This window comes from Mesorhizobium sp., assembly GCF_005063415.1.
Classification (GTDB): Bacteria; Pseudomonadota; Alphaproteobacteria; order Rhizobiales; family Rhizobiaceae; genus Mesorhizobium.
Genome location: NZ_SUEG01000040.1, coordinates 1 through 23,563 on the forward strand (window position 1 = coordinate 1; position 23,563 = coordinate 23,563).

A 23,563-nucleotide genomic window follows, 5' to 3' on the forward strand; every position below is an offset into this window, starting at 1 on the left:
TGCCAACGGCAATTTTGCCGCCGCCGACCCGCAATGGCTGGCGAATGCCGATAGCGCGGCGATCCGCTCGATGCTGGCTGCGATTGCCAAGGCGCGGCGCGACATCGATCTTGTCGCGCTGGAGCGGCTGCTGCCCGATCTCGACGGCGTTGCCAACCCGCTCTCCGCCTTGCCGCATTTTTCGAGCCCCAATCTGTCGCTGGCCGCCAGTCTTGTAGGAGGATTTGATGCACTGCTCACCCGCGTGAGCGGCAAGCGCAGGCGCAAGAAACATCGCTCGCGGGCGCGCAAGTTCGAGGCCGTCGGCAGCTATCGTCGCATCGAGGCGAAGACTGCGGACGAGGTGCACATGCTGCTCGATGCTTTTTTCGAGATGAAGGAATTCCGCTTTCGCAAGATGGGTATCGCCAATGTTTTCGGTGAAGCGGAGGTGCGCGCTTTTTTCCGCTCGCTGTTTACCGACGCGCTTCAAGAGGAAGATCGGTCCTTCGTCCTGCATGGGCTGGAAGTCGCCGGCAAGCTCCGTGCTGTCACCGGATCGAGCCGCTCGGGCAAGCGGCTGATCTGCGAATTCGGGGCCATCGCCGAGGACGACCTCGCACACACCAGCCCGGGCGACTTCCTGTTCTTCGAGAACATCCAGGAAGCCTGCGAGGCGGGTTTCGAAATCTATGATTTCTCGGTCGGTGACGAACCCTACAAGCGATTGTGGTGCGATGTCGAAACGCAGCATTTCGAGGTGCTGGTTCCGCTGACGCTGAAGGGTCGGGGGCTGGCGCTTGTGCTCAGGCACGGCGCAAGCCTGAAGGCATTCATCAAGCACAGCCCAATGGTCTGGAAGCTGACCAAACTGCTGCGCCGCAAGGCCGTGGGGCGGACAGCACCGGCCGCAGGCGAAGACGACAGCTGATTTCGATTTTAGAAAACTGCCTCAGGCGGCCGAGCGCCGTCCCGGCATTGGCCCCGGCGCCACATGGCCGATGGGCGTGACTAGCGTCAGGTCGGGATAGCCACTCTCGATGAGCGCGACCGCGGCCTGCGTCACCTCGTCGTCCGGCTCAAGCATGGAGAGCAAGACCTCGGTCCCCTCGCCCACCAGGCGGCTGATGCCTTGCGCGTCGGCCGGTCCGCATTCGACCACGACCAGATCATAGGCGGTGGTCAGCGACTGCATGATGATCGGCAGCCGGTCGGCGGCGCGCATGGCGCGGACCGGATCGGCTGTGCCGACGGGAATAACGTGGCAGTCCGAATAGAGATCGGGGTGGATCACATCGCTGAACTGCGCTTGCGAGGCGAGCAGATCCGTGATGCCCGGAAACAGCCCGCTGTCCAGCATCGGCCGCGAGGCGGCACCCGAAGCGGTGAGATCAAGCAGCAGCACGCGTAGCCCGGCGTCGGAAACTGCGCGCGCCACCAGCACCGCCGAGGCGGCCGCCTCGTCGCCTTCTGGCGACACGAATATGGCGCGGGCGGCACCGGTGGCGATCAGTTTTTCCGCGGCCTTGTCGATGTCGACCTCGCCGAGAATAGAACGTGCCGGTTCAATGTCTCCAGCAGCCATTTCAGAGTACTCCGGTTCGATTTTCTCGGCAGCCGCTTCCGCCACCGCGACGGGTTCCGGCTCCATTTTGGTTTCGATAATCTTGTCGTCGTCGGCCTCATCGATCTCGGCGGCTGCCGGTTCAGCCCGGGCAACCGGCGGGGCGGGCTCGGCCATTACGCGTTCGGCCTGGACAGCCGGCATCGCAACCTGCTCGATGCGCTCGAAATGGGCACCGGCGGCCGGACGCATGGCGCGGCCGGAAAACAGTTCCTGCAGCAGCGTGACGATCGCCATGATGAGCAACGAGCCGACAAAGGCCGCACTGACAATCGGACCAATCTTGGGGAAATAGGGTTCGGCCGGCACCTGGGCCTCCGAAAATACGCGAGCGTCGACGGGCAGGTAGTTGCGATCCTTGCGTGCGGCCGCCTGGAGATAGCTGGACGAATAGAGATCGAGCTGCTGGCGCTTGGTCGCGGCATCACGCTGCAGCGCATCGAGTTCCACCTGCTCTTCGCCTGCGCGGGCGGACGCCGCCTTCAGCGTGTTGACGTCGGCCATGAGTTGAGCCTCTCGCGCCTTCGCCGTCTCGGCCTGCGCCATCAGACCGCTCATGGTCTTTTCCGCTTCGTTGCGGATCTGGCGGTCGAGATCGGCGAGCTGCGACTTCAGCGCGCGGATGCGCGGATGGTTGTCGAGCAAGGTGGTGGAAAGGTCGGCGATGTTGTTCTTGAGTTCGACTTGCCGCTCGCGCAGGCGCTGGATCAGTTCGGAAGACAACACCTCCGGAACGGCATCCAGCGAGCCGCCATTACGCAACGCCCTGCGCACGCTGTCGGCGGTCGCTTCCGCCGAAGCGCGGTTGGCGCGGACCCGTGACAGTTCGCTCGACAATTCGGACAGCTGCTGAGTGGCAAGCACCGAATTGTTGCCGCCCATCAAAAGATCGGACTGGGCACGGAATGCGGCAACCTTGGCTTCCGCCTCCTTCACCCGATTCTGCAGATCCGCGATTTCCGGCGCCAGAAAGTCGGTGGCGGCGGAATTCGATTCGAGCTTGGCGTTGCCCTTGGAGGCGATATAGGCGTTTGCAATGGCGTTCGGGATCGCGGCGGCAAGCTTTGGATCCTCCGACGAGAACTCGATTGCTATCGCGCGGGTTTTTTCGACGCCATAGACGTTGAGCTTCTCATGCATTGCGTCCAGCACGCGCTCTTCCAGCGGGATCTCGAAGGGATCGCTTTTCAAGCCAACGAGGACAAGGGTGCGGCTCAGCGCCGACATCTTCAGCGCCTCGTCGAATTCGGGCAATTTCGCCAGGTTGAGCTTCGCCGCCACCTGTTTGAGGATGTCAGGGGACGAAATTATCTGGACCTCGGTGGCCACAGCCTCTTCGTCGGGAATCGACCGCTCGTTGCCGTTGGTACCGGCTGGCCGAGTGAACTCCGATTCTCGAGGCCCGATTTCCAGCTTGGCTGCCGCCTTGTATTCGGGCGTTGCAAGCCAGGCGAGCGCAAAGGCCAGGCCGGTTACAACCAGCGCGACGACAAGGATGCGCAGCCAGTTTCGCGCCAGGCTGGCGAAAAGCTGCCTGAGATCGACGTCGACATCTGCGGCCGCGGATTGAACGGACATGCATCCCTGCTCCGGTACTGAGTCAGCATGCACCGTAAACAACTATGGTAACTCAGCCGTTAATATCGCGGTAAGAACCTGTTAGGCTCTACTAACAAGCCGCAAACAAGAGGCTGAAAACCATCTGCAATTGTCGATCCGGCCTGGATCGGCCGCGCGCCTTTACCGGCCATTAACCCTAACAGGATGATAACCGAGCTCGATCGTTAAGGTTTGCCGCAGAGTCGCCGGCTATTCAAAGGTACGTGTCCGCTCATGAAAAGCACTGCTCCCCTTTTCCGCGCGCTGCTTGCCGTATCGATGCTTTCGGGCTGCTCCAGCTACCGGCCGACGCCGGCCGCATTCCATGAAGTTCTCGACCAGCCCTATCGCCTCGGCGCCGGCGACCGTGTCCGCGTAACCGTGTTCGAGCAGGAAGGACTGACCAATACCTACAGCGTCGACCAGTCCGGCTATCTCTCGCTGCCGCTCGTCGGCAACGTGCCGGCGCGCGGCCACACGGCCCAGCAGCTCGAGGGCGAGATCGCCGAGAAACTGCGCCAGGGTTATTTGCGGGATCCCGATGTTTCGGTCGAAATCGATCGCTACCGGCCGATCTTCGTCATGGGTGAAGTGGGTGCGGCGGGGCAGTATTCCTATGTTCCAGGCCTGACCGTGCAGAAAGCCGTCGCCATCGCCGGCGGGTTCACGCCGCGCGCCAACCAGGAAAGCGTCGACATTACCCGCGACATCAACGGCAAGGTGATAACTGGACGCGTGGTGACCTCCGATCCGCTGTTGCCCGGCGATACAGTCTATGTTCGCGAACGCCTGTTTTGATGTGCTGACCAAGTGGCGGACACACTCAGGATCGTCCACTGCTTTCGCTCACCGGTCGGAGGCATCTTCCGGCACGTGCGCGACCTGACCGAGGCTCAGGTCGCCGCCGGCCATGCCGTCGGCATTGTCTGCGATTCGACGACGGGCGGCGATTTCGAGGAACGGCTGTTCGAACAGATGAAAGGCAGCCTGGCGCTCGGCATTCACCGCACCCCGATGCAGCGGCATGTCGGGCCGGGCGATCTCGCCTCGGCCCGGCGCACCTATAGGATCATAAAAGAATTGCGGCCGGACGTGCTGCACGGGCATGGCGCCAAAGGTGGCGCCTATGCCCGTCTGTTCGGCTCATTGTTGCGGGTATCCAGGTCTCGCGTAGCCCGCCTTTATTCGCCGCATGGCGGCTCGCTCCACTATGACGAGACCACCGCCATGGGGAAGCTGTTCTTCGCGCTCGAGCGCTTCATGGCTCGCTTCACCGATTGCCTGTTGTTTGTTTCCGATTATGAGCGGCGGACTTATCGCAGGAAGGTCGGCGAGCCGCCCATTCCGAACGCTCTCGTCCACAACGGCCTGCGCGCCGCCGAGTTCGAGCCGGTGCGGACCGAGCACAATGCGGTTGACCTCCTCTATATCGGCATGATGCGAGACCTCAAAGGCCCGGACATCTTCATCGATGCGCTGGGGATAGCCGCAACGGGGCTCGGCCGCCCATTGAAGGCGCTGATGGTCGGCGATGGCGACGACCTGCCGCGCTATCGCGCCCAGGTGAATCAGCGCGGCCTGGACGTCGGCTTCCTACCGCCGATGCCAGCCCGGCTCGCCTTCGCGCTGGCCAAGCTGGTCGTCGTTCCCTCGCGTGCGGAAGCCATGCCCTACATCGTTCTGGAAGCACTCGCCGCCGGCAAGCCGATCATCGCGACCTCGGTCGGGGGCATACCGGAAATCTTCGACACCGGCTCACCTTCCCTGATCCGGCCCGACCCACGCGAACTTGGCGACAAGATAAGCACTGCACTGGCCGATCTCGACGCCTACAAGGGCCTGATGCCCGGCGCCGCCAACCTCAAGGCACGCTTCGGCGCCGATGTAATGGCCGCTGAAATCGAAAAAGCTTATTTCGCCGCGCTCAAACAATAGAGCAACTGGTTCCACTCGGCTGCAAAACGCCCTCGGTGAAAGCGTCTCCAAAGCCATCTGTTGTTTCAAGGGTTTCTTAGCTCTCTTTTGCTATTCACGTGAGGGAAACCTACGGACGCCCCATGAACGAAATCGACCCCGCGCGCCGTTTTTCGCTAGACGCGGTGCGCAAATTCGACGCCCCTGCCGAGAACAACAAGGCCGGCGGCATGAACGACGTCGCCCGCCAGGTCGCCTCGCAATACCGGCGCGATACGATGTCGCCGATCATGGTGAGCGGCGTCCTGCGCATGGTGGAATTCGCGCTGCTGTTGGTGTCAGGTCTTGCCGTCTATTTCTATTACGTCGGCTTTTTCAACTATCTTGCCTGGCAATACTCACTGACGATCGCCGCCACCTCGTTCCTCGCGGTCGTTCTGCTCGACGTCACCGACTGCTACCAGATCGTCGCGCTAATGCGGCCGATCGCCAATTTCAGCCGGCTCCTGCTGGTCTGGGCCGGAACCTTCGCCTTGATGGCGCTCACCGCCTTCACCATGAAAATGTCGGAAGACTATTCGCGCCTGCTCTTCGGCACGTGGTTCATCGTCGGTTTCGTGCTGGTACTGGGTCTCCGCCTGGTGATGTCGAAGCTGATTCGGCGATGGGCGCGCGACGGGCGGATGGAGCGCCGCGCCGTCATCGTCGGCGGCGGCAAGGCGGCAGAGGTACTGATCCGCTCGGTCGAAAAGCAGCCCTATAACGACATTCGCATTTGCGGCATCTTCGACGACCGCGGCGACAAGCGGTCGCCGCCGGTTGTCGCCGGTTATCCCAAGCTCGGCACAATTTCCGAACTCATCGAATTTGCCCGCATCGCGCGCATCGACATGCTGATCGTGTCGCTGCCGCTGACCGCCGAATCGCGCGTGCTGCAGTTACTGAAGAAGCTGTGGGTGCTGCCGGTCGACATCCGGCTATCGGCGCATTCAAACGCGCTTCAGTTCAGGCCGCGCGCCTATTCCTACATCGGCTCGGTGCCGATGCTCGATATCTTCGACAAGCCGATCAACGACTGGGATTCGGTCGCCAAGCGCGCCTTCGACATTGTCTTTTCGATCATCGGCATCATCGTGTTCTCGCCGGTGATGCTGGCGACCGCGATCGCGATCAAACTCGACAGCAAGGGTCCGGTGCTGTTCCACCAGAAACGGCACGGCTTCAACAACGAGATCATTGAGGTCTACAAGTTCCGGTCGATGTACACCGACAAGGCGGACCCGACGGCGAAGCAGACCGTGACCAAGAACGATCCGCGCGTGACCCGCGTCGGCCGGTTCATCCGCAAGACCTCGATCGACGAATTGCCGCAGTTCTTCAATTCGCTGTTCGGTTCGCTGTCACTGGTCGGGCCGCGCCCACACGCCATTGCCGCGCAGTCGCACAACCTCCTCTACAACGAGGTGGTGGACGGCTATTTCGCCCGCCACAAGGTCAAGCCGGGCGTTACCGGCTGGGCGCAGATCAATGGCTGGCGCGGCGAGATGGACACCAACGAGAAGATTCGCATGCGGACGGAATACGACCTCTATTACATCGAGAACTGGTCGCTCCTGTTCGACCTCAGAATCCTGTTCCTGACGCCGATCCGTCTGCTCAATACGGAAAACGCGTATTGAACGCGACGGCCTATGAATTGCCGGCGGCGGCGGTCAACGCCAAGCTGATTGCACTGATTGCGTCGGGGGCGGTTTTCCTCGGCGTCTTCCTGTCCGGCTTCGTCATTGCCGAGCCGGCGCCGTACGACCTCTATATGATCGGGCTGATCGTGGTGTGGCCCTTGTTCGGCATGCGCATACAGCGCGCGGCGGTGCCGTTACTGGTGCTGCTGGTTATCATGAACATCGGCGGTATGATCTCGATGACGCAGATGTCGGACCTCGCCGGCACGCCGCTCTATCTCGCCGTCTCGCTGTTCCTGGCCTTAACCGCGGTTTTCTTCGCTTCGGTAACGGCCGTCCAGCCCAGTCTCTACCGGGTGATCTTCGTCGCCTACGTGGTGTCGGCGGTGCTGACTTCGCTGGTCGGCATAGCCGGCTATTTCCATGCCTTTCCAGGAGCGGAGATCTTCACCAAATACGACCGCGCCGCCGGCGCCTTCCAGGACCCGAACGTGTTCGGGCCTTTCCTGGTGCTGCCGGGCATCTACCTGCTCTATCTGCTGCTTACCGGCTCTGTCGCGCGCATGCCGCTATTGGCGGTGCCGCTGCTGATCATCACCGCCGGCATCTTCTTTTCCTTTTCGCGCGGCGCCTGGGGCATGTTCGCCGTTTCGGCGATCCTGCTGACCGGTGCCTTGTTCCTGCAGAGCGCCAGCGGCAAGTTCAGGCTGCGCGTCATCGTCATGACCATCGCCGCCGTCGGACTGCTGATCATCGCGATGATCGTCATCCTGCAACTGCCAGGCGTCGCGGAGATGTTCTCGAACCGCGCACAGCTCGAACAAAGCTACGACACCGCCCGCCTCGGCCGCTTCGCCCGCTACACGATCGGCTTTCAGATGGCACTGGAGCATCCGTTCGGCATCGGCCCGCTCGTCTTCGGCAAGATGTTCGGCGAGGACACGCACGACATCTGGCTGAAGATGCTGATGGATTACGGCTGGCTCGGCTTCGTGTCGTTCCTGACGCTGACGTGCTGGACGATCGCCGCCGGCTTCCGCATTCTGCTGCGCGACCGGCCCTGGCAGCCTTATCTGCTATGCGCCTATGTCGCCTTCATCGGCAATATCGGGCTCGGCACCTTCATCGACATCGACCACTGGCGCCATGTCTACCTGCTGCTCGGCCTGATCTGGGGTGCCATCGCGCTCGAATACCGCCACCAGTGGCAGTTGCGGGCCACGCGGCGACCGGCAATCCCCGTTGCTGTTGCTTCAGGCAGGACAACAGCCGAATTCGGTTGACCGGAGCCGGTCTATCACGATACATCGCGACCGGTCCGGAGTGTAGCGCAGCCCGGTAGCGCACTTGACTGGGGGTCAAGGGGTCGTCGGTTCGAATCCGGCCACTCCGACCATTAAAATCCAAAGGTTTAGCCAGTTTCCCCCAAACTGGCTATCCGGACAGTAGCCGCATGGCACCGCCCAGCCGATGGGCCGCGGACGCGGTTTCGGCGGCCTTGATGTTGCGCTGACTGGGCCAGGAGGCGATGGCGCCCGGCTTTCAGACGATCACCGATTGCATGACCGAGGCCGGCTCGACGTGGGGAGATCATGCGGTCCCTCAGTCGGCTGATCGCGGCCGACAAGAGGCGGCCGGCGCCGGTACTTACAATTTTACGCACATAGGAGAGTCCTAGGTACGAAGACTATATTAGCCAGAGCGAACACAACCATTTCCGCGTTGATGCCGCAACGAAAGCTGCTTGCCCACGTTGCCATTGATCCGAAGCTCCACCAGGAGGACCACATGGCCGACGACAAGAGCACACGCGACCGAGACCGCCTGGGGTCCAGCCAGGACTACGACATGGAGCATTTCGCGCGGCAGAATGGCATCGCCGTGGAACGAGGTCCCCGAACTGATCCGGGCCAATGACAACGACCGCGCGGGCGTTGCGGAAGCCACCAAGGCCCTCCGGCGGGCGGCCGGCCGGAGCCGATCGGACGGCAAGGGAGATCCGCCAGGAAAGAGCACGAATGCACCTCGGCGAAGCGAAAGCTGATTGCTAAAAAAGGTGATTGTCACCAATGGGCGAGGACGAGACCGACTGCGAGCGTATCAAGTATCTTCATGCGCGGCTGCTCGCCGATGAGACCGGCATAACGGAGGCGCAGGCGCGCGATCTCATCGAAATGATTGGAATTGATCACGCATCACTCGTGCGCGAGGCACGGAGGCTGAAGTCTAGCCAAAAGCCCGCCGAGAAACCGCGCGGTAGTGGCTAGGTAGGGTTTGCCAACCTTCACCGTGAGCCCGTGTTCCACCTTCAATAAAAGGTCCCGCCGCACATGCCAGAACGGCGGGACTCGATCAGGCGCCTTGCATCAGGCAGGGGTGACTCGGGGGTTGGGCATGCCCGGTGCGCGCGGATCGTGGTGAACACTAGGCGCATCAGCTGCAATGCGTCCACCAACCGTCGGTTGGAAAGGGCTAGTACAACGCCGGCGGCTGGCCTGGCCTGAACAGGCGCGCGCTCAAGGCTTAGTTTCTTCCCGGGGAGGAGCTTTTTGGTCAGGACAATCAGGATAGGGCAATTCTTCACACGGAGAGGACCTGTCGCCAACCCTGCCATAATGTTCCACGAGTTTTGCGAAACCGTAGGCGAAGGCGAAAAGAAGCGCGAGGACAACCGCTATTCGGACGGCCATACCGTATTGTAGCGGGATCCTCACATTTGAGCGCGGGCGGCGTTTTTAATACGTTCGAATGTTGAGTTAGAAAAAGATTGGCTCTAGTTGAATTGCCGTCGTCCGCAGTTGTAAGGGCGAGCGGACGCTTCGAAGATGACACGCCCTTTCGCCCTTTTCGGGAGAGATGCAATGTCGCTTCAAGGAGCTACCTGTCCTGCCGAGCTGACCATGTTGACCAAAGCACTTGATGCCCGATTCCGTGAACTAGGCCTCGCTGACGGCGATCCAGGCAGAGAAGTGCTCGGCCGCAGGGTGATGGATTTATTCGAAAGTGGTCAGCTCAGCGCCGAAGATTTGAGACTGGCTCTGAGCGGCGAGATTTTTAACGCCAATCCTCCGGCCGGAGCCAGTGGGCTTTGATACGGCAAGCGGCTATCCGCGCAACCATTTGAATTGATGGTCCAGCGTAGGCTTCCGTACACGCAAGAGCGCGTGTGAACAAATGTGATTTTGCGGTCGGTGCCAGACGGGCTAACTTTACCCATCGAACGAAAGAGGAGAATGATCATGAAGACATTCCTCGCAACAGCCGCGGCACTGACCATGTCCATATCAGCTGCCTCTGCGGATTGCCCCGCGCATTCCAAGGTCCAGGCATCGGTCGACACGCAGACGAGGACAGCGAGCGTCGAGAAGGCCGATATGTCGACTGCCACGGACGCTCAGACGATCAAGAAAGAAGAAGCACAGAAGACCGAATAGCGGTAACGCTCAGCGGTCCCACGCCCCGGATAAATGGCTACTGGCAAACATCCACCCATTCGGCGCCAACGAGTTCCGCCATGCGTTGCGGGCTGAGCCGCACGGCGGCGTTGGTTGCGCCTGCGGCGGGGACGACTTCGTCAAAGGCGCGCAGCGAGACGTCGCAATAGACCGGCAGCGGTGATGGCAGGCCGAACGGACATACGCCGCCGACGGGATGACCGGTCGCGGCGAACACCTGCTCGGCATCCAGCATTCGCGCCTTGCCGCCGAACCGGTCCTTGAACTTGCGGTTGTCCAGCCTGGAGACCCCGCCGGCCACGATCAGCATCGTCTGGTCGCCGGCGCGCAAGCAGATCGTCTTGGCAATCTGCGCCGGCGCGACGCCATGCGCTTCGGCGGCCAGAGGCACCGTCGCCGAGCTTGCCTCCGTGACGATGACGTCAATGTCGGGCGCGTGGGCGGCGAAGAAGGCGCGAACGGATTCGAGGCTCATCTTCAGCAATTTCCGTCTGGCGTCGCCGTGGCGGCCGGCAAGTCCACTAGGTGGCCAGAAAAACGAAGCCCGCCAGGGCGACCCATGGCGAGCTCGTGGGATAAAAGCATGGTACGCCGCTACGACACGGATCGCCTTTTGGCAGGCAACACGGCTTCGTCAAACAGAGCGCTTTCCGGAAGTTGAAGCGCGGAGGCAATACGCCGACGTTTCGAAGGATCGGCATCCTTGCCGCTTTCAATGTCGGCGATCTCATAGGCTGCCAGCCCGCACGCCAGGGACAGCTCTTCGATGCTGTATCCACGGGCTTCCCGGGCGGTTCGGACGGCACTGCGTTCAGGCGTAACCGCGCTCGCCGCCAGTTCGGAGTAAGGTTCGCGTTTTGCTATTTGGGGCATTGGCAACTCCGTGGGATGAAAGAGTTAGATCAAATCATGTTGTTGCCTGAGACGATCGGGAGAATGCCCGCTCGCCGGTGATTTGCCAAGCATCAAAGATAGCGTCACGGCATCGTGAACCGACGCCGGAATGAATGGCGGATGCCCGGCGAGCTGACATCTGGCCGGATCGTCAGCAAACACAGTTCGGAAACAAAATTCTACAGGCCGGAAAAACTGCCGAAAAACTCCAAGGCGATGGTCCCAACCGCAGCGCTCGAGTCACCGACCTGAATCAGTGACGCTCAAATTCCGCCTGCGCAAAAAGGAAACGATCTCATGAATAAGCCTCTTCTCTCCGCCCTTGGATTTGCAATCGCACTTGCCCTCTCAATGCCGATCATCGGCGCAAGCAGCGCGAATGCAACGACGATGCACACCACCGTCAAGAAGCATCACCGCCATCACTACCATCACCGCGTCCACCACCATTACCGCCACCATCACAAGGTTGTGGCGAAGAAGTACTGAAAACATCCTCGGGCGAACAACCGGCAATCAGGCGTTCTGGTCCTTGATCAAGGCGGCGCGCTTGCCGGGCTTTCCGTGTCGGCGAAAAATGGCGGCGGTCCGCTGACCACCGCCATTTGCTTATCTCAACGTGCCGATCTTGAACGCCCTCGCGGTGCTTGTTGCTGCCGGCCGCCGAGGAACAGACTGGCGACCAGCCCGACCAGAACCAGCCCGACAGCGGCCGCCGTCGCCGGATGATCTCGGGCGGTCTTCTCGATCGCCCGGCCTTGCCTTCTGATTGCCGGCAAGGCGTCGCCGAGGCGCTCAGTGATATCCGAATAATAATCCGACGCGGTATCGCGCCCGTCTTCGTAAAGGGCGCCGCCCTGCTTTAACACGGCTTTCTTCAAGGTGGCCAGTTCCTTGGTCAAGGCCGCGACCTGCTTGTTCAGATCGGTGTCGGAGATGCTCGAAAGCGATGCCATGACGTGCTTCCTTCATCTGTAGAAGGAAGCCTAACGCATGACCCTGAAGACCGTTCCGGTCAGCCCGGCGGGCTCTAGCGAACCTGATCGAGCAGGCGCTTGCATTCAAGTAGATCGAACAGCGCCTCCTGCAGCAATGCGCGATTGTCACGGGAAAGTTTTGACGTGTCCGGCGGAACCGGACCTTCCTCGTCGGTCTTGCCGATGCCGAAAAAACGACGGCTGGGTTTCACCCTCGGCTGGCCGACCAGCATTTCGTCGTCCGGGCCGCGCGGCTGCGCCGCTTGCGTCAGCGGTACCGTGTCAGCCTGTCGGCGCTGCGAGATCGCCTCGACCGCCGCCATGTCGCCACTGCCGAGGGCGATCAGAAACTGGTTGCCGTTCTCGCGCAACAGCTTCTGCACGCCCTTGATCGTATAGCCCTGATCGTAGAGCATATGGCGAATACCCTTGATCAGTTCGACGTCCTGCGGACGGTAGTAGCGGCGGCCGCCGCCGCGCTTCATCGGCTTGATCTGGTTGAAACGCGTCTCCCAGAAGCGCAGCACGTGCTGCGGCAAATCCAGATCCTCCGCAACCTCGCTGATGGTGCGGAAGGCATCAGGGCTCTTGTCCATGGGCGAATCCTCACGCTAGAGCATGATCGCGAAAGGCGGGAACCGGGTTCGGGCGACATCACGCTTAACAAGGCGAGCAGCTTTCCGTCCCGCCGGAGCGGATCACACCCAAATACCGATCCGGCCTACCGAATCGCATCTTATTTCAGCGGTTTATGAAACAATATTCAAGCCCGGCGCAAAAGCAGGGTTCGTTTTTCAACCGAAGTCTGGAGCATGATTCTCGGCAAAGTGGATCGGGCGTCTACTTGCTGCCCTTGGCTTTGCTGTTTTGATGGGAGCGCAGGATACGGTTCTTCAGCACGTTCGACGACTTGAAGGTCATAACCCGGCGCGGCAGGATCGGCACTTCCTCACCGGTCTTGGGATTGCGCCCGATGCGCTCGTTTTTGGAGCGGACGTGGAAGGTCGCGAAGGACGACAGCTTCACCGTCTCGCCGCGAACGATCGCCTCGCAGATCTCATTCAGCACCGCCTCGACAAGCTCGGCCGATTCAGTACGCGACAGCCCAACCTTGCGGTAAACGGCTTCGGCGAGGTCGGCGCGCGTAAGTGTCTTTCCCCCCATACGAACCGTCCCATCAGCTCAAAAACATAAATCGATACAAGCAACGGCAGAACCTAAGTAATTGATCCGTCAAGGTCAAGGACCCGAACCCGATAGTTCGGCACTTACCAGCGGAGCAGGACGGCGCCCCAGGTGAATCCGCCGCCCATCGCCTCAAGCAGTACTAGGTCACCCTTTTTGATGCGACCGTCGGCGACGGCCGCGGACAGTGCCAGCGGCACGGAAGCAGCCGAGGTATTACCGTGCAAATCGACGGTCACCACCACCTTCCGCTCCTCTATCCCGAGCTTTTTGGCCGAAGCGTCAATAATTCGTTTATTGGCTTGATGCGGCACGAACCAGTCGAGATCGGCGGCGCTGATGCCGGCCTGTGCGAACGTCGCCTCGATGACGTCGGTGATCATGCCGACCGCATGCTTGAACACTTCGCGGCCTTCCATCCTGAGGTGCCCGACCGTTCCGGTGGTCGACGGCCCACCGTCGACGAAAAGCTTGTCCTTGTGGATGCCGTCGGAGCGCAGGCTGGCCGCCAGAACGCCTCGGTCGGCGATGCCGCCTGCCCCCGTGTCTGCTTCCAGCACCATCGCGCCGGCGCCGTCGCCGAACAAAACGCAGGTCGAGCGGTCGTTCCAGTCGAGAATGCGCGAAAACGTTTCCGAGCCGATCACCAGCACCCGTCTGGCCAAGCCGCCGCGGATATAGAGGTCGGCGGTCGCCACTGCATAGACGAAGCCGGAGCAGACCGCCTGCAGGTCGAAGGCAAAACCGTGGTGCATGCCGAGCCGGTTCTGGATCTCGACCGCGGTCGCGGGAAAGGTGTTGTTGGGCGTTGAGGTCGCCAGCACGATCAGGTCGATGTCGTCAGCCGTCAGGCCGGCGCTGTCGAGGGCTGCGCGCGCTGCCGCCTCGCCCAGCGAGGCCGTCGTCTCGTCGTCGGCCGCGATGTGGCGCTGGCGAATACCGGTGCGCTGGACGATCCACTCGTCCGACGTCTCGACCATGCCTTCGAAATCGGCATTCTTCATAATGCGGCGGGGCAGCGCGGCGCCCGTGCCGCGCACGACTGATCTGATCAATGCTCTTTCCTATTCCTTTGCGTCGATGACGACGTCGGATTTCCGGACTGTCTGGGCATTCGGATTGCGGGCATGGAACAGGTCGAGATCGGCTTCGATGCGGTCAAGCAGATTGTTGCGCACCATGTCGTAGCCAAGCTCGATCGCCGCCGCGAAGCCATCCGAATCAGCCCCGCCATGGCTTTTCACCACGATGCCGTTCAATCCGAGGAAGACGCCGCCATTGGAACGGCCGACATCCATCTTCTCGCGCAGGCGATCGAAGGCGGACTTGGCGAAGATATAGCCGATCCTGGCCATCAGCGTCCGGTTCATCGCCGCGCGCAGATAGCCGGCGATCTGCCTGACCGTGCCTTCCGCCGTCTTGAGCGCGATATTGCCGGCAAATCCTTCGGTAACGACGACGTCGACACTGCCCTTGCCGATGTCGTCACCCTCGACAAAGCCATGGTAGTTCATCGAGGCCATGTTGGCCTCGCGCAGCATACGGCCCGCCTCCTTGACCTCCTCCTGGCCCTTGATCTCCTCGACGCCGACATTGAGCAGCCCGACACTCGGCCGTTCGATGCCGAAAACCGAGCGCGCCATGCCGGTGCCAAGAATGGCAAAATCAACCAGTTGATGCGCATCCGCGCCAATGGTGGCGCCAACGTCCAGCACCACGCTTTCGCCGCGCAAGGTCGGCCAGAGCGCCGCGATTGCCGGGCGGTCGATGGTCGCCATGGTGCGAAGGCAGAATCTGGACATTGCCATCAGCGCGCCGGTATTGCCGGCCGAGATGCAGACGTCGGCAGTGCCTGCCTTGACCGCCTCGACGGCTTTCCACATTGATGACTTCCAGCGACCATGGCGCAGTGCCTGGCTCGGCTTGTCGTCCATCCGGACCGCGATCTCGCAGTGGATGAACTCGCTCACCTCCGCTAGCTTGGGGAATTTGGCGAGTTCGGGCCGTACCACTTCTTCACGCCCATAAATGACGAAGCGTATATCCGGACGGCGGGTGGCGACAGTCATGAGCGCCGGGATGACCACGCTTGGCCCGTGATCGCCGCCCATGGCATCGATGGAAATCCTGATCACGCGGTGTTCATCTCACGGTTGCTTGGCCAGCGGGCTTGCCAAGGTACGGGGCTCGCGAAGGTTCGGCGAAAATAACGGTTTTGGGCTGCCGCACAACCAACTTTTCTCAAATTGGGTCAGCTATCAGGATTTTCCCAGCAGTGATCTGAGCTTCTGCTGGAATTCATTCTCCACAGGCTCGGCATCGCCGGCGGCCTCCAGCGACACACCCGGCTTGCGCGGATAGGGATCGATCGCCAAGCCAAAGAACTGTTCGGCAAGCGCCCCGACATCGATCGCGTCGCCGGAAAAGGTTTCCGGGCTATCCGGCCCTTCGGCGTCGAGCAGGATCTCACCGCCGCCGTCGAAACCTTGCCGCCCGAGCTTGGATTGCTCCGGCAGGAACAGCGCCACGACCGGCTCGTCGATATGCGCCTCGACCGGGTCGAGGGTGACGATGCAGGCCTGCGTTATATCGGCCTCGACATGGCCGCTGACTTTCACCCCGTTACGCTTCCAGGGCTCGACCAGGAGTTCGGCGCGATAGTTCTCGACCGAAAGCAGCTCGTGCTCGACGGCCAGCAGGGCGCGCTGCCCGGCGTCGGCATCGATCACCACCGGCAGCCCCTTTTGCGGCAGCCGGGCGACATTTGCCAGGAATGACACTGGGCTGTGGGAATCAGGATGTTTCATCTTCGCCTCCACTTCGTCGCCTTCACTCGGCCCGCCGTCGCTCAGAGTTGGCCACGGGAAATGCCACCGTGCCGGAAACAATAGATTCGGTCAGCTGTTCCGTGAGTTGCCTTGACGCATCGGCGGCATAGAGTGCCAGTTGCGACGCTTGCGGCCAGGCGCCGGCGTCGGGCCTGACATTGCGGGCAAGGGCGGCGGCAAGTGCATAATGGTCATTTCGTTGCAGCGCATCGTCATAGGCGGCGGTGCGGCCATAGAACATCTTCGCCAGTTTCCGCATGCGCTTCGGCACGCCGACGTCGCCAATGCCCAATTCCCGCAACGAATGTTCGACATCCATGAAGAACTCGTCGATCAGCACCTGCGCAACCTCTGCCGCAGCACCACCCTCGCCGCGCAACCGGTGCTGGAACAGGAACATGTGCAACGACAGCATCTCGAAGCGGCCGAGCGGCGTGTCCGGCACGTTCCAGGCGGAATAAAACACCGTTTGCCGCGCCGCCGCCACGATTTGTGCGTAAAGCGCCTCGGTGATGGCGCGGTTGGCATGTCGTTCGCGGCCAAAGAGGCGCTGGAACATTTGAGGGTGGTCTCCCGGGACCGTTTGTTGAAGTGGCCTTGTTGCATCGGCAAGCAAGCTGGTTTACCGGTTTTGCGGCCCAGCGCAAGTTGCGGCCAGCTTATGGAGTTGTAGTTGCGCGCGCTGAAATTCAAGTCGACTTTCCTGCCCAGGCCCGGCGGTGCGGTTTCGCTGCTGGTGATCGCTGCGGCGCTTTCCGCCTGCAATTCGTCCAAGATGATCGGCGATCTCAATCCGAGCGAGACGCTGACGCAAGGCTACGTCATCGACCAGCAGGCGATCGACCTGGTGCCGGTCGGCTCAAGCCGCGAACAGGTGCTGCTGGCGCTCGGCACTCCCTCGACGAAGGCGACCTTCGACAACGAGGCCTTTTATTACATTTCGCAGACGCGCAAGCGCTATGTCGCCTTCGACAAGCCGCGGCTGGTCGACCAGCATGTGCTGGCGGTCTATTTTGGCGATGACGGGCGCGTCACCCAGATCGCCAATTATGGCCTGAAGGACGGCAAGGTGTTCGACTTCATCTCGCGCACCACGCCGACCGGCGGCAAGGACCAGAACTTCCTCAGCCAGATCATCAGTGGTGCCAGCAAGCTGGCGCCTGGTGTTCCCGGCGCCAGCGGCGGCAGCACGCTCGGCGGCACCTGATCCACCCCGGCGGTATCGGCTTTCGTTCCTTTCGCTTCCCTGTAAGCGGCACATCTCAGGCAATGAAAAACCCGCGGGAGCGATCCCGCGGGTTTTGTCTTGAGTCGTAGCGGCTGAGCTTAGCCGTGCGCGAGCACGGCCAGCAACAGCAGCGCGACGATATTGGTGATCTTGATCGCCGGGTTGACCGCCGGCCCAGCAGTATCCTTGTAGGGATCACCCACCGTGTCGCCGGTCACCGAGGCCTTGTGCGCTTCGGAGCCCTTGAGGTGCTTGAGGCCGTCCTTGTCGACGAAACCGTCTTCGAACGACTTCTTGGCGTTGTCCCAGGCACCGCCGCCGGAGGTCATCGAGATGGCAACGAACAGGCCGTTGACGATGACGCCGAGCAGCGAGGCGCCGAGCGCGGCAAAGGCGGATGCCTTCGAACCGGAGATCAGGAGGACGCCGAAATAGACCACCAGCGGTGCCAGCACCGGCAGCAATGACGGAACGATCATCTCCCGGATCGCTGCCTTGGTCAGAAGATCGACGGCGCGCGCATAGTTCGGCTTCGAGGTGCCGGCCATGATGCCCGGATCCTCGCGGAACTGCTTTCGCACCTCCTGGACGATAGCACCCGCGGCGCGGCCGACGGCGGTCATGGCGATGCCGCCGAACAGATACGGGATCAGGCCACCAAAGATCAGGCCGGCGACGACATAAGGATTGGAGAGGTCGAAGGAGACGTCGCCCATGCCCTGGAAGTAGGGGTATTTGTCGCCATTGGCGGCAAAGAACTTCAGGTCGTTAGAGTAGGCCGCGAACAGCACCAGCGCGCCGAGGCCGGCCGAGCCGATGGCGTAGCCCTTGGTTACCGCTTTGGTGGTGTTGCCGACAGCGTCGAGCGCGTCTGTGGACTGGCGCACTTCCTTGGGCAGGCCGGCCATTTCGGCAATGCCGCCGGCATTGTCGGTGACCGGGCCGAAGGCATCGAGCGCGACGATCATGCCGGCGAGGCCAAGCATCGTCGTCACCGCGATTGCCGTGCCGTAGAGGCCGGCGAGCTGGTATGTCGAGATGATGCCGCCGACGATGACGATCGCCGGCAACGCCGTCGATTCCAGCGAGACCGCTAGGCCCTGGATGACGTTGGTGCCGTGACCGGTGACCGAGGCCTGGGCGATCGAGTTCACCGGGCGCTTGTTGGTGCCGGTATAATATTCGGTGATCACCACGATCAGGCCGGTTACCAAAAGGCCGACCAGGCCGCAGATGAACAGGTTCGTGCCGGTGATGGCCATGCCGGCGACGGTGCCGATCTCGCCCCAGCCGATACATGCCGAAGTGGCGACGGCAAGGCCGACGATCGACAGCAGGCCGGTGACTATCAGGCCCTTGTAGAGCGCGCCCATGATCGAGCCGCTGGAACCGAGCTTGACGAAGAAGGTGCCGACGATCGAGGTGAGGATGCAGGCGCCGCAGATGGCCAGCGGATAGAGCATGGCCGCGCCGAGAACGGCGGTGCCACCGAAGAAGATGGCGGCGAGGACCATGGTGGCGACCACGGTCACCGCATAGGTCTCGAACAGGTCGGCGGCCATGCCGGCGCAATCGCCGACATTGTCGCCGACATTGTCGGCAATGGTGGCCGGATTGCGCGGATCGTCTTCGGGAATGCCGGCTTCAACCTTGCCGACTAGATCCCCGCCGACGTCGGCGCCTTTTGTGAAGATCCCGCCGCCGAGACGGGCGAAGATCGAGATCAGCGAGGCGCCGAAGCCGAGCGAAACAAGCGAGTCGATGACGACGCGATCATTGGGCTGCAGACCCATGAACTGGGTCAGGATCAGGTAGTAGATCGAGACGCCGAGCAGGGCCAGGCCAGCAACCAGCATGCCGGTGATGGCGCCCGACTTGAAGGCGATCTCGAGGCCGGCAGCGAGGCTGTTGGAAGCCGCCTGCGCGGTGCGCACATTGGCGCGCACCGAGACGTGCATGCCAATGAAGCCGGCGGCACCCGATAGAACGGCGCCGATCAGGAAGCCGATGGCGGCGGTGATCGAAAGCAGCCACCAGGCGAGCAGCAGGACCACGACGCCGACGATGGCGATGGTGGTGTACTGGCGCGCCAGATAAGCCTGAGCGCCTTCGCGGATGGCCGCGGAAATTTCCTGCATGCGTGCATTGCCCTGATCGGCCGCGAGGACCGAACGTGTCGCCCAGATGGCGTAAAGGACTGAAAGCAGACCGCAGGCGATGACGGCTGAAATTATGGTCATTGCCGAATTTTCCTCGATTGGTGGCCCAAAAGAACCCCTCCCCGGGCCGTTGAGACAGGGGACGAATTTTCCGCAACCGGAATCCGTCCCTTCGCAGCGGCTTATGCGAAACAGGGCTCGGAACGTCAAGATATTGTTCGGTTTCTGTCTGGCTTTCGCCCAAAAGATCCCGGGTTTCGTCTAAAAGGCTGGACGGCAGTGCGCCTGTCGACACTGCCGTCCGGTTAGATCGATTGAAATCGGCGAACGGCGGTCAGACTTTGCGCGGGTCGCCGTCCGGCTGGATGACGAAGACCAGCACCACCAGCATGGTCATGTAGAATTTAAACGCCGCCTCCTGACCATTCCAAGTCGAAGACTGCCACATGGCGAACCACTCGCCGCCAACGACCATGAAGCCGAAATACCAAACGAGGAAGCCCATGGTGGCTGCAATGATGGCGAACTTCTTGGCATCGTTGAAAGTCTGTCCGCTGGCGTTGCGCGCCTGCCAGAGTTGCCAGGCGGCGATCAAGTAGAGCAGACAGGTCAGCGCCTCGCCAAGGATGATCAGCCAGTAGCCCGCCGTCCACAAGGCCGGGGTGGTGATCGAGCGGTACATCAGCGCATTGCCGGGAAAGGTCGTGTCCATGCTCAGCACATGCTGGACAAAGGCGAAGTTTGAGCCGTAATCGGTGATGTTGCCGAAGGCGACGAGGAAGGCGAAAGCCGCCAGACACAAACACATGACGATCTTGGAGAAGCGCGCGGTCATGGCAAGAACTCCTGCTGAAAGATCGGGGCATCGCACTCATCAATCGCCGAGTCCCGAAGATCGCGCAACGGGTGGGCCAGTGATCATCGTGCTCACAGCCATTGCGAGACATTATGCCGGCAAGCAAGACATTGCCGAGACTGTCGAAGTCCTCGATCTCGACAGTGATTGCGCGGTGGGCGACTTGGTCTCTGTGGTTAGAGCCGGCACACAGCACGATTTCGCCATCATCCGCCGCCGCTGGGTCGCCAGCGAGACGGGCACCACGCTCGAACTGACGCTCGACCATCCAGCGCGTTCAACGGGCCGCTGAAAGAAACGAACTTCGCCCGAGAGGTTACTCGGCCTCGCGCCCCATGCGCCGGCCCGTGTAGCGCTCGATCGCTGACAGCCCATCATAGATCAGCACGGCAAGGGCGGCGACGATCAGGCCGCCCTGCAGGATGAAGGCGAGGTTGTTCGACAGCAGGCCGGCGATGATCACTTCGCCCAGTGTCCTCGCCGCCACCGTCGAGCCGATGGTCGCGGTGGCGAGGCTGATCACCACCGACAGCCGGATACCGCCGAGAATGATCGGCGCGCTGAGCGGCAGCTCGATCTTGACCAGCCTTTGCCAGCCAGTCATGCCGGCGCCACGCGCCGCCTCGACGACGTTGGCCGGCAGCGTCGTCAGGCCGGTCAGCGCGTTCTCGAAGATCGGCAGCAAGCCATAGAGAAACAGCGCAATCAGCGTCGGCTTTTCTCCGAAGCCGACCGCCGGCACGGCAAGCGCCAGTACCGCCACCGGTGGAAAGGTCTGGCCTATATTGACCAGGCTGCGCGACAGCGGCAGGAATTCGGCGCCGGCTGGCCTGGTGACCAGAATGGCGAGCGCGACCGCAACGATCGTCGCGGCAACCGTTGCGATCAGCACGGTCCGCAGATGCAGCAGCGTTAGCGTCAACAGGCTGCCCTGATTATAGATTACCGGCGCATTGTTCTCTGTCAGCGGCTTCAGCAGCGGTTCGAACCAGCCGGGATTGGTGACGAAGGCAATAAGCACCACCACCAGGGCAAGCCTGAGCAGCGAGGGAAGCCAAGCCTTCATGCCGGCCTCGCCGCGCGCTTAACCAGCCCGTCCACCGTGACGCGGCCAAGCGGCTTGCCTTCGGCATCCTTCACCGGCAGCGCCGGGCGGCCCGACCACAGGAGTTCGGCGAGCGCGTCGCGCTGGCTGGCATCACCGGGGATCGCCTCGCCTTCGGCGGTGCCCTTTTCCACCGCGTCGCGGACCCGGCCAAGCGACAACAGCCGGAACGGTTTTTCGCTGGCACCTACCAGGGTTTCGACAAACGCACTGGCCGGTTTTGCCAGTATCTCGGCCGGCCCGGCATATTGCACCACTTTGCCGCCATCCATCACCGCGATCTTGTCGCCCATGTGAACAGCCTCCTCCATGTCATGGGTGACAAGGATGATGGTGGTGCCGAAGCGCTTCTGGATCGCCAGCAGGTCCTCCTGCGCCTTGTTGCGAATGATCGGATCGAGCGCGCCGAACGGCTCATCCATCAACAGCACGTTGGGTTCCGCAGCAAGAGCGCGGGCGACGCCGACGCGCTGCTGCTGGCCGCCGGAAAGCTCATGCGGATAGCGTGGCCCGTACGCTTGGGGGTCGAGTTGGTAGAGCGTCATCAGCTCCTCGACGCGAGCCTTGATGCGGTTGGCATTCCAGCCAAGCAACACCGGCACAGTGGCGATGTTCTGCGCCACCGTGCGATGCGGAAACAGGCCATGGCCCTGGATGGCATAGCCGATGCTGCGACGCAGCTCGTAATCCGGCACCGAGCGGTTGTCTACGCCGTCGAGCTTGATCACGCCCGATGTCGGCTCGACCAGCCGGTTGATCATGCGAAGCAGCGTCGTCTTGCCGGAGCCGGAGGTGCCGACGATGACGGCGATGCTGCGCGGCTCGATTACTATCGACACGTCATCGACAACTGTCGTTTCGCCGTAGCGCTTGGTGATGCCTTCGATCTCGATCATGCCGTTTCAACCCTGCGCTTGCTGGCGCTCATTTCGATGACTGCATCGAGGATGATGGCAGCGGCGAAGGCCAGCGCCACCGTCGGCACGGCGCCGAGCAGCACCAGATCCATCGCCGTCTGACCGACGCCCTGGAACACGAACACGCCAAAGCCGCCGCCGCCGATCAGCGCGGCAATCGTGGCGAGGCCGATATTCTGCACCAGCACGATGCGGATGCCGGTGAGGATCACCGGGAAGGCCAGCGGAAACTCGACGCCGAACAGCCGCTGGCGATCGGTCATACCCATGCCGCGTGCTGCGTCGTTGGCGGCACGCGGCACACCGGCAAGGCCGACCACGGTGTTGGCCACCACCGGCAGCAGCGAATAGAGGAACAGGGCGACGAAAGCCGGCGCTGTGCCGATGCCGCGAATGCCGAGCGCGGCTGCTCCCGGCACATGCGAAGCAACCCAGCCGAGCGGTGCGATCAAGAGGCCGAACAGCGCGATCGAAGGAATGGTCTGGATGATGTTCAGTACGTTGAGCACACCGGCCCGCAATTTCTCGACGCGGTGGCAAAGAATGCCTAGCGGCAAGCCGATAATTACTGCTGCCGCCAGTGAACCCAGCGCCAACGTCACGTGCTTGGAGCCTTCCGCCCAAAAACTATCGGCGCGATTGAAATATTCCTTGAGGATCGACAGGCTGTTCCAGCTCCCCGAGACCAGCAGCAGGCCGATCGCCGCTGCGGCGACAACAAGCACGCCGACCCGCGCCTGCGGCGACAGGTTCAGCCTTGTAAGCACGTCGGCGAGCAGAAGCGTAAAGGCGAAAATAAGCAGCCAGAAGCCCGAAGCCGGCGAGATACGGGCAAAGGTGTTGCCGGCGGGCGTCAGGAAGCTGCCGGCAACGCCGATCAGCAGCGCCAGCGCCGCAAGTGCAACCACACTGGCGCCGAGGCGCAGGGCAAGCGGCGTTTTCAGCAGCGCAATGAGCGCCGATGCGACAACAATCGCCATCAATAGCGGACCGACCGTCGCAGGCAAAGATTCGAGGATCGAGCGCGCCTCGCCGGGTACGATGCGATTGGCGCGGAACGTGGCGAATGGTGCCGCAAAAGCCGCATAGGCCGATATCGCCGCGATGACCACGCCGAGCTTGTCGAACCGGATGCGCACGCCCTCCCCCATCGGCCGATCC

General features: G+C 62.0%; 27 protein-coding genes and 1 tRNA gene. 13 read left to right on the top strand and 15 right to left on the bottom strand.

The annotated features are described in order from the left end of the window. Positions 1 to 910 (top strand): GNAT family N-acetyltransferase (locus E5W70_RS13215; RefSeq protein ID WP_292658595.1); only part of this gene is annotated, 910 nt, incomplete at its 5' end. A gap of 21 nt (positions 911 to 931) precedes the next feature. Here E5W70_RS13215 and E5W70_RS13220 read toward each other — a convergent pair. Further along, complete coding sequence (locus E5W70_RS13220) at positions 932 to 3,181, bottom strand: exopolysaccharide transport family protein (RefSeq protein ID WP_292658598.1); 2,250 nt, start codon at positions 3,179 to 3,181, stop codon at positions 932 to 934. A gap of 255 nt (positions 3,182 to 3,436) precedes the next feature. On the opposite strand from E5W70_RS13220, the gene E5W70_RS13225 reads away from it, so the two are divergent. The 9 genes from E5W70_RS13225 (at position 3,437) to E5W70_RS13265 (ending at position 10,232) form a co-directional block, all read left to right on the top strand. After that, a complete protein-coding gene (locus tag E5W70_RS13225; RefSeq protein ID WP_254817578.1) occupies positions 3,437 to 4,000 on the top strand; it encodes a polysaccharide biosynthesis/export family protein in 564 nt (187 codons plus the stop codon). A gap of 12 nt (positions 4,001 to 4,012) precedes the next feature. Further along, positions 4,013 to 5,137 carry a glycosyltransferase family 4 protein gene (locus E5W70_RS13230; RefSeq protein ID WP_292658603.1) on the top strand — a complete coding sequence of 375 codons (1,125 nt, stop codon included), beginning with the start codon at positions 4,013 to 4,015 and terminating at the stop codon, positions 5,135 to 5,137. 122 nt (positions 5,138 to 5,259) lie between these two features. Next, a complete protein-coding gene (locus tag E5W70_RS13235) occupies positions 5,260 to 6,795 on the top strand; it encodes an undecaprenyl-phosphate glucose phosphotransferase (protein ID WP_292658605.1) in 1,536 nt (511 codons plus the stop codon). Further along, a complete protein-coding gene (locus E5W70_RS13240; RefSeq protein WP_292658608.1) occupies positions 6,792 to 8,081 on the top strand; it encodes an O-antigen ligase family protein in 1,290 nt (429 codons plus the stop codon). The genes E5W70_RS13235 and E5W70_RS13240 overlap by 4 nt, the downstream gene beginning before the upstream one ends. Positions 8,082 to 8,117: 36 nt before the next feature. Beyond that, positions 8,118 to 8,194, top strand: a tRNA-Pro gene (locus E5W70_RS13245). A gap of 392 nt (positions 8,195 to 8,586) precedes the next feature. Next, positions 8,587 to 8,715 carry a hypothetical protein gene (locus tag E5W70_RS13250; RefSeq protein WP_292658610.1) on the top strand — a complete coding sequence of 43 codons (129 nt, stop codon included), beginning with the start codon at positions 8,587 to 8,589 and terminating at the stop codon, positions 8,713 to 8,715. Positions 8,716 to 8,867: 152 nt separating this feature from the next. Beyond that, the gene (locus tag E5W70_RS13255; protein WP_292658613.1) at positions 8,868 to 9,065 is read left to right on the top strand and encodes a hypothetical protein; all 198 of its coding nucleotides are present in this window, start codon (positions 8,868 to 8,870) and stop codon (positions 9,063 to 9,065) included. A gap of 594 nt (positions 9,066 to 9,659) precedes the next feature. Continuing rightward, positions 9,660 to 9,890, top strand: coding sequence for a hypothetical protein (locus tag E5W70_RS13260; protein WP_292658616.1), 231 nt, complete (start codon positions 9,660 to 9,662; stop codon positions 9,888 to 9,890). Between the two features lie 147 nt (positions 9,891 to 10,037). Continuing rightward, positions 10,038 to 10,232, top strand: a complete 195-nt coding sequence (locus E5W70_RS13265) for a hypothetical protein (RefSeq protein ID WP_292658619.1) — start codon at positions 10,038 to 10,040, stop codon at positions 10,230 to 10,232. 37 nt (positions 10,233 to 10,269) lie between these two features. Here the strand turns inward: E5W70_RS13265 and E5W70_RS13270 are convergent, their stop codons facing one another. Continuing rightward, positions 10,270 to 10,728, bottom strand: a complete 459-nt coding sequence (locus E5W70_RS13270; protein ID WP_292658621.1) for a YbaK/EbsC family protein — start codon at positions 10,726 to 10,728, stop codon at positions 10,270 to 10,272. Between the two features lie 119 nt (positions 10,729 to 10,847). After that, positions 10,848 to 11,126 (bottom strand): helix-turn-helix transcriptional regulator, encoded by a 279-nt coding sequence (locus E5W70_RS13275; RefSeq protein WP_023674515.1) that lies wholly within the window; start codon positions 11,124 to 11,126, stop codon positions 10,848 to 10,850. A 318-nt stretch (positions 11,127 to 11,444) separates the two neighbouring features. Here E5W70_RS13275 and E5W70_RS13280 point away from each other — a divergent pair, with 318 nt between their 5' ends. Beyond that, positions 11,445 to 11,636: a hypothetical protein gene (locus E5W70_RS13280; RefSeq protein WP_292658626.1), complete on the top strand. Its 192-nt coding sequence runs from the start codon at positions 11,445 to 11,447 to the stop codon at positions 11,634 to 11,636. A gap of 125 nt (positions 11,637 to 11,761) precedes the next feature. On the opposite strand, the gene E5W70_RS13285 is transcribed toward E5W70_RS13280, so the two are convergent. From E5W70_RS13285 to E5W70_RS13315, 7 genes are all read right to left on the bottom strand, one after another. Beyond that, positions 11,762 to 12,103 (bottom strand): hypothetical protein, encoded by a 342-nt coding sequence (locus E5W70_RS13285; RefSeq protein ID WP_292658629.1) that lies wholly within the window; start codon positions 12,101 to 12,103, stop codon positions 11,762 to 11,764. A 74-nt stretch (positions 12,104 to 12,177) separates the two neighbouring features. Then, on the bottom strand, positions 12,178 to 12,720 hold the full coding sequence (locus tag E5W70_RS13290) for a MerR family transcriptional regulator (RefSeq protein WP_292658631.1): 543 nt from the start codon (positions 12,718 to 12,720) through the stop codon (positions 12,178 to 12,180). A 244-nt stretch (positions 12,721 to 12,964) separates the two neighbouring features. After that, a complete protein-coding gene (locus tag E5W70_RS13295) occupies positions 12,965 to 13,288 on the bottom strand; it encodes an integration host factor subunit alpha (RefSeq protein WP_023717292.1) in 324 nt (107 codons plus the stop codon). 104 nt (positions 13,289 to 13,392) lie between these two features. Next, positions 13,393 to 14,364 carry a beta-ketoacyl-ACP synthase III gene (locus E5W70_RS13300; protein WP_292658633.1) on the bottom strand — a complete coding sequence of 324 codons (972 nt, stop codon included), beginning with the start codon at positions 14,362 to 14,364 and terminating at the stop codon, positions 13,393 to 13,395. Positions 14,365 to 14,373: 9 nt separating this feature from the next. Continuing rightward, complete coding sequence (plsX, locus tag E5W70_RS13305) at positions 14,374 to 15,444, bottom strand: phosphate acyltransferase PlsX (protein ID WP_292658636.1); 1,071 nt, start codon at positions 15,442 to 15,444, stop codon at positions 14,374 to 14,376. 123 nt (positions 15,445 to 15,567) lie between these two features. Next, on the bottom strand, positions 15,568 to 16,116 hold the full coding sequence (locus E5W70_RS13310; RefSeq protein ID WP_292658639.1) for a DUF177 domain-containing protein: 549 nt from the start codon (positions 16,114 to 16,116) through the stop codon (positions 15,568 to 15,570). A 22-nt stretch (positions 16,117 to 16,138) separates the two neighbouring features. Next, positions 16,139 to 16,696: a ubiquinol-cytochrome C chaperone family protein gene (locus E5W70_RS13315; protein ID WP_292658642.1), complete on the bottom strand. Its 558-nt coding sequence runs from the start codon at positions 16,694 to 16,696 to the stop codon at positions 16,139 to 16,141. 114 nt (positions 16,697 to 16,810) lie between these two features. On the opposite strand from E5W70_RS13315, the gene E5W70_RS13320 reads away from it, so the two are divergent. Further along, positions 16,811 to 17,344, top strand: coding sequence for an outer membrane protein assembly factor BamE (locus E5W70_RS13320; RefSeq protein ID WP_023674505.1), 534 nt, complete (start codon positions 16,811 to 16,813; stop codon positions 17,342 to 17,344). A gap of 119 nt (positions 17,345 to 17,463) precedes the next feature. Here E5W70_RS13320 and E5W70_RS13325 read toward each other — a convergent pair whose 3' ends face one another. Together E5W70_RS13325 and E5W70_RS13330 are read right to left on the bottom strand one after the other, a co-directional pair. After that, positions 17,464 to 19,605 (bottom strand): sodium-translocating pyrophosphatase, encoded by a 2,142-nt coding sequence (locus tag E5W70_RS13325; RefSeq protein WP_292658645.1) that lies wholly within the window; start codon positions 19,603 to 19,605, stop codon positions 17,464 to 17,466. A gap of 253 nt (positions 19,606 to 19,858) precedes the next feature. Further along, entirely contained in the window at positions 19,859 to 20,359 is a 501-nt protein-coding gene (locus tag E5W70_RS13330) for a DUF2165 domain-containing protein (RefSeq protein WP_292658647.1), read from the bottom strand. Positions 20,360 to 20,438: 79 nt separating this feature from the next. On the opposite strand from E5W70_RS13330, the gene E5W70_RS13335 reads away from it, so the two are divergent. Further along, on the top strand, positions 20,439 to 20,672 hold the full coding sequence (locus E5W70_RS13335) for a hypothetical protein (protein ID WP_292658650.1): 234 nt from the start codon (positions 20,439 to 20,441) through the stop codon (positions 20,670 to 20,672). Positions 20,673 to 20,696: 24 nt separating this feature from the next. On the opposite strand, the gene E5W70_RS13340 is transcribed toward E5W70_RS13335, so the two are convergent. From E5W70_RS13340 to E5W70_RS13350, 3 genes are read right to left on the bottom strand one after another with little or no spacing between them, the layout of a single operon-like run. Continuing rightward, positions 20,697 to 21,446, bottom strand: coding sequence for an ABC transporter permease (locus E5W70_RS13340; RefSeq protein WP_292658654.1), 750 nt, complete (start codon positions 21,444 to 21,446; stop codon positions 20,697 to 20,699). Beyond that, positions 21,443 to 22,381 (bottom strand): ABC transporter ATP-binding protein, encoded by a 939-nt coding sequence (locus tag E5W70_RS13345; protein WP_292658657.1) that lies wholly within the window; start codon positions 22,379 to 22,381, stop codon positions 21,443 to 21,445. The genes E5W70_RS13340 and E5W70_RS13345 overlap by 4 nt, the downstream gene beginning before the upstream one ends. Next, positions 22,378 to 23,553: an ABC transporter permease gene (locus E5W70_RS13350; protein ID WP_292658660.1), complete on the bottom strand. Its 1,176-nt coding sequence runs from the start codon at positions 23,551 to 23,553 to the stop codon at positions 22,378 to 22,380. The genes E5W70_RS13345 and E5W70_RS13350 overlap by 4 nt, the downstream gene beginning before the upstream one ends. Positions 23,554 to 23,563: the final 10 nt, after the last annotated feature.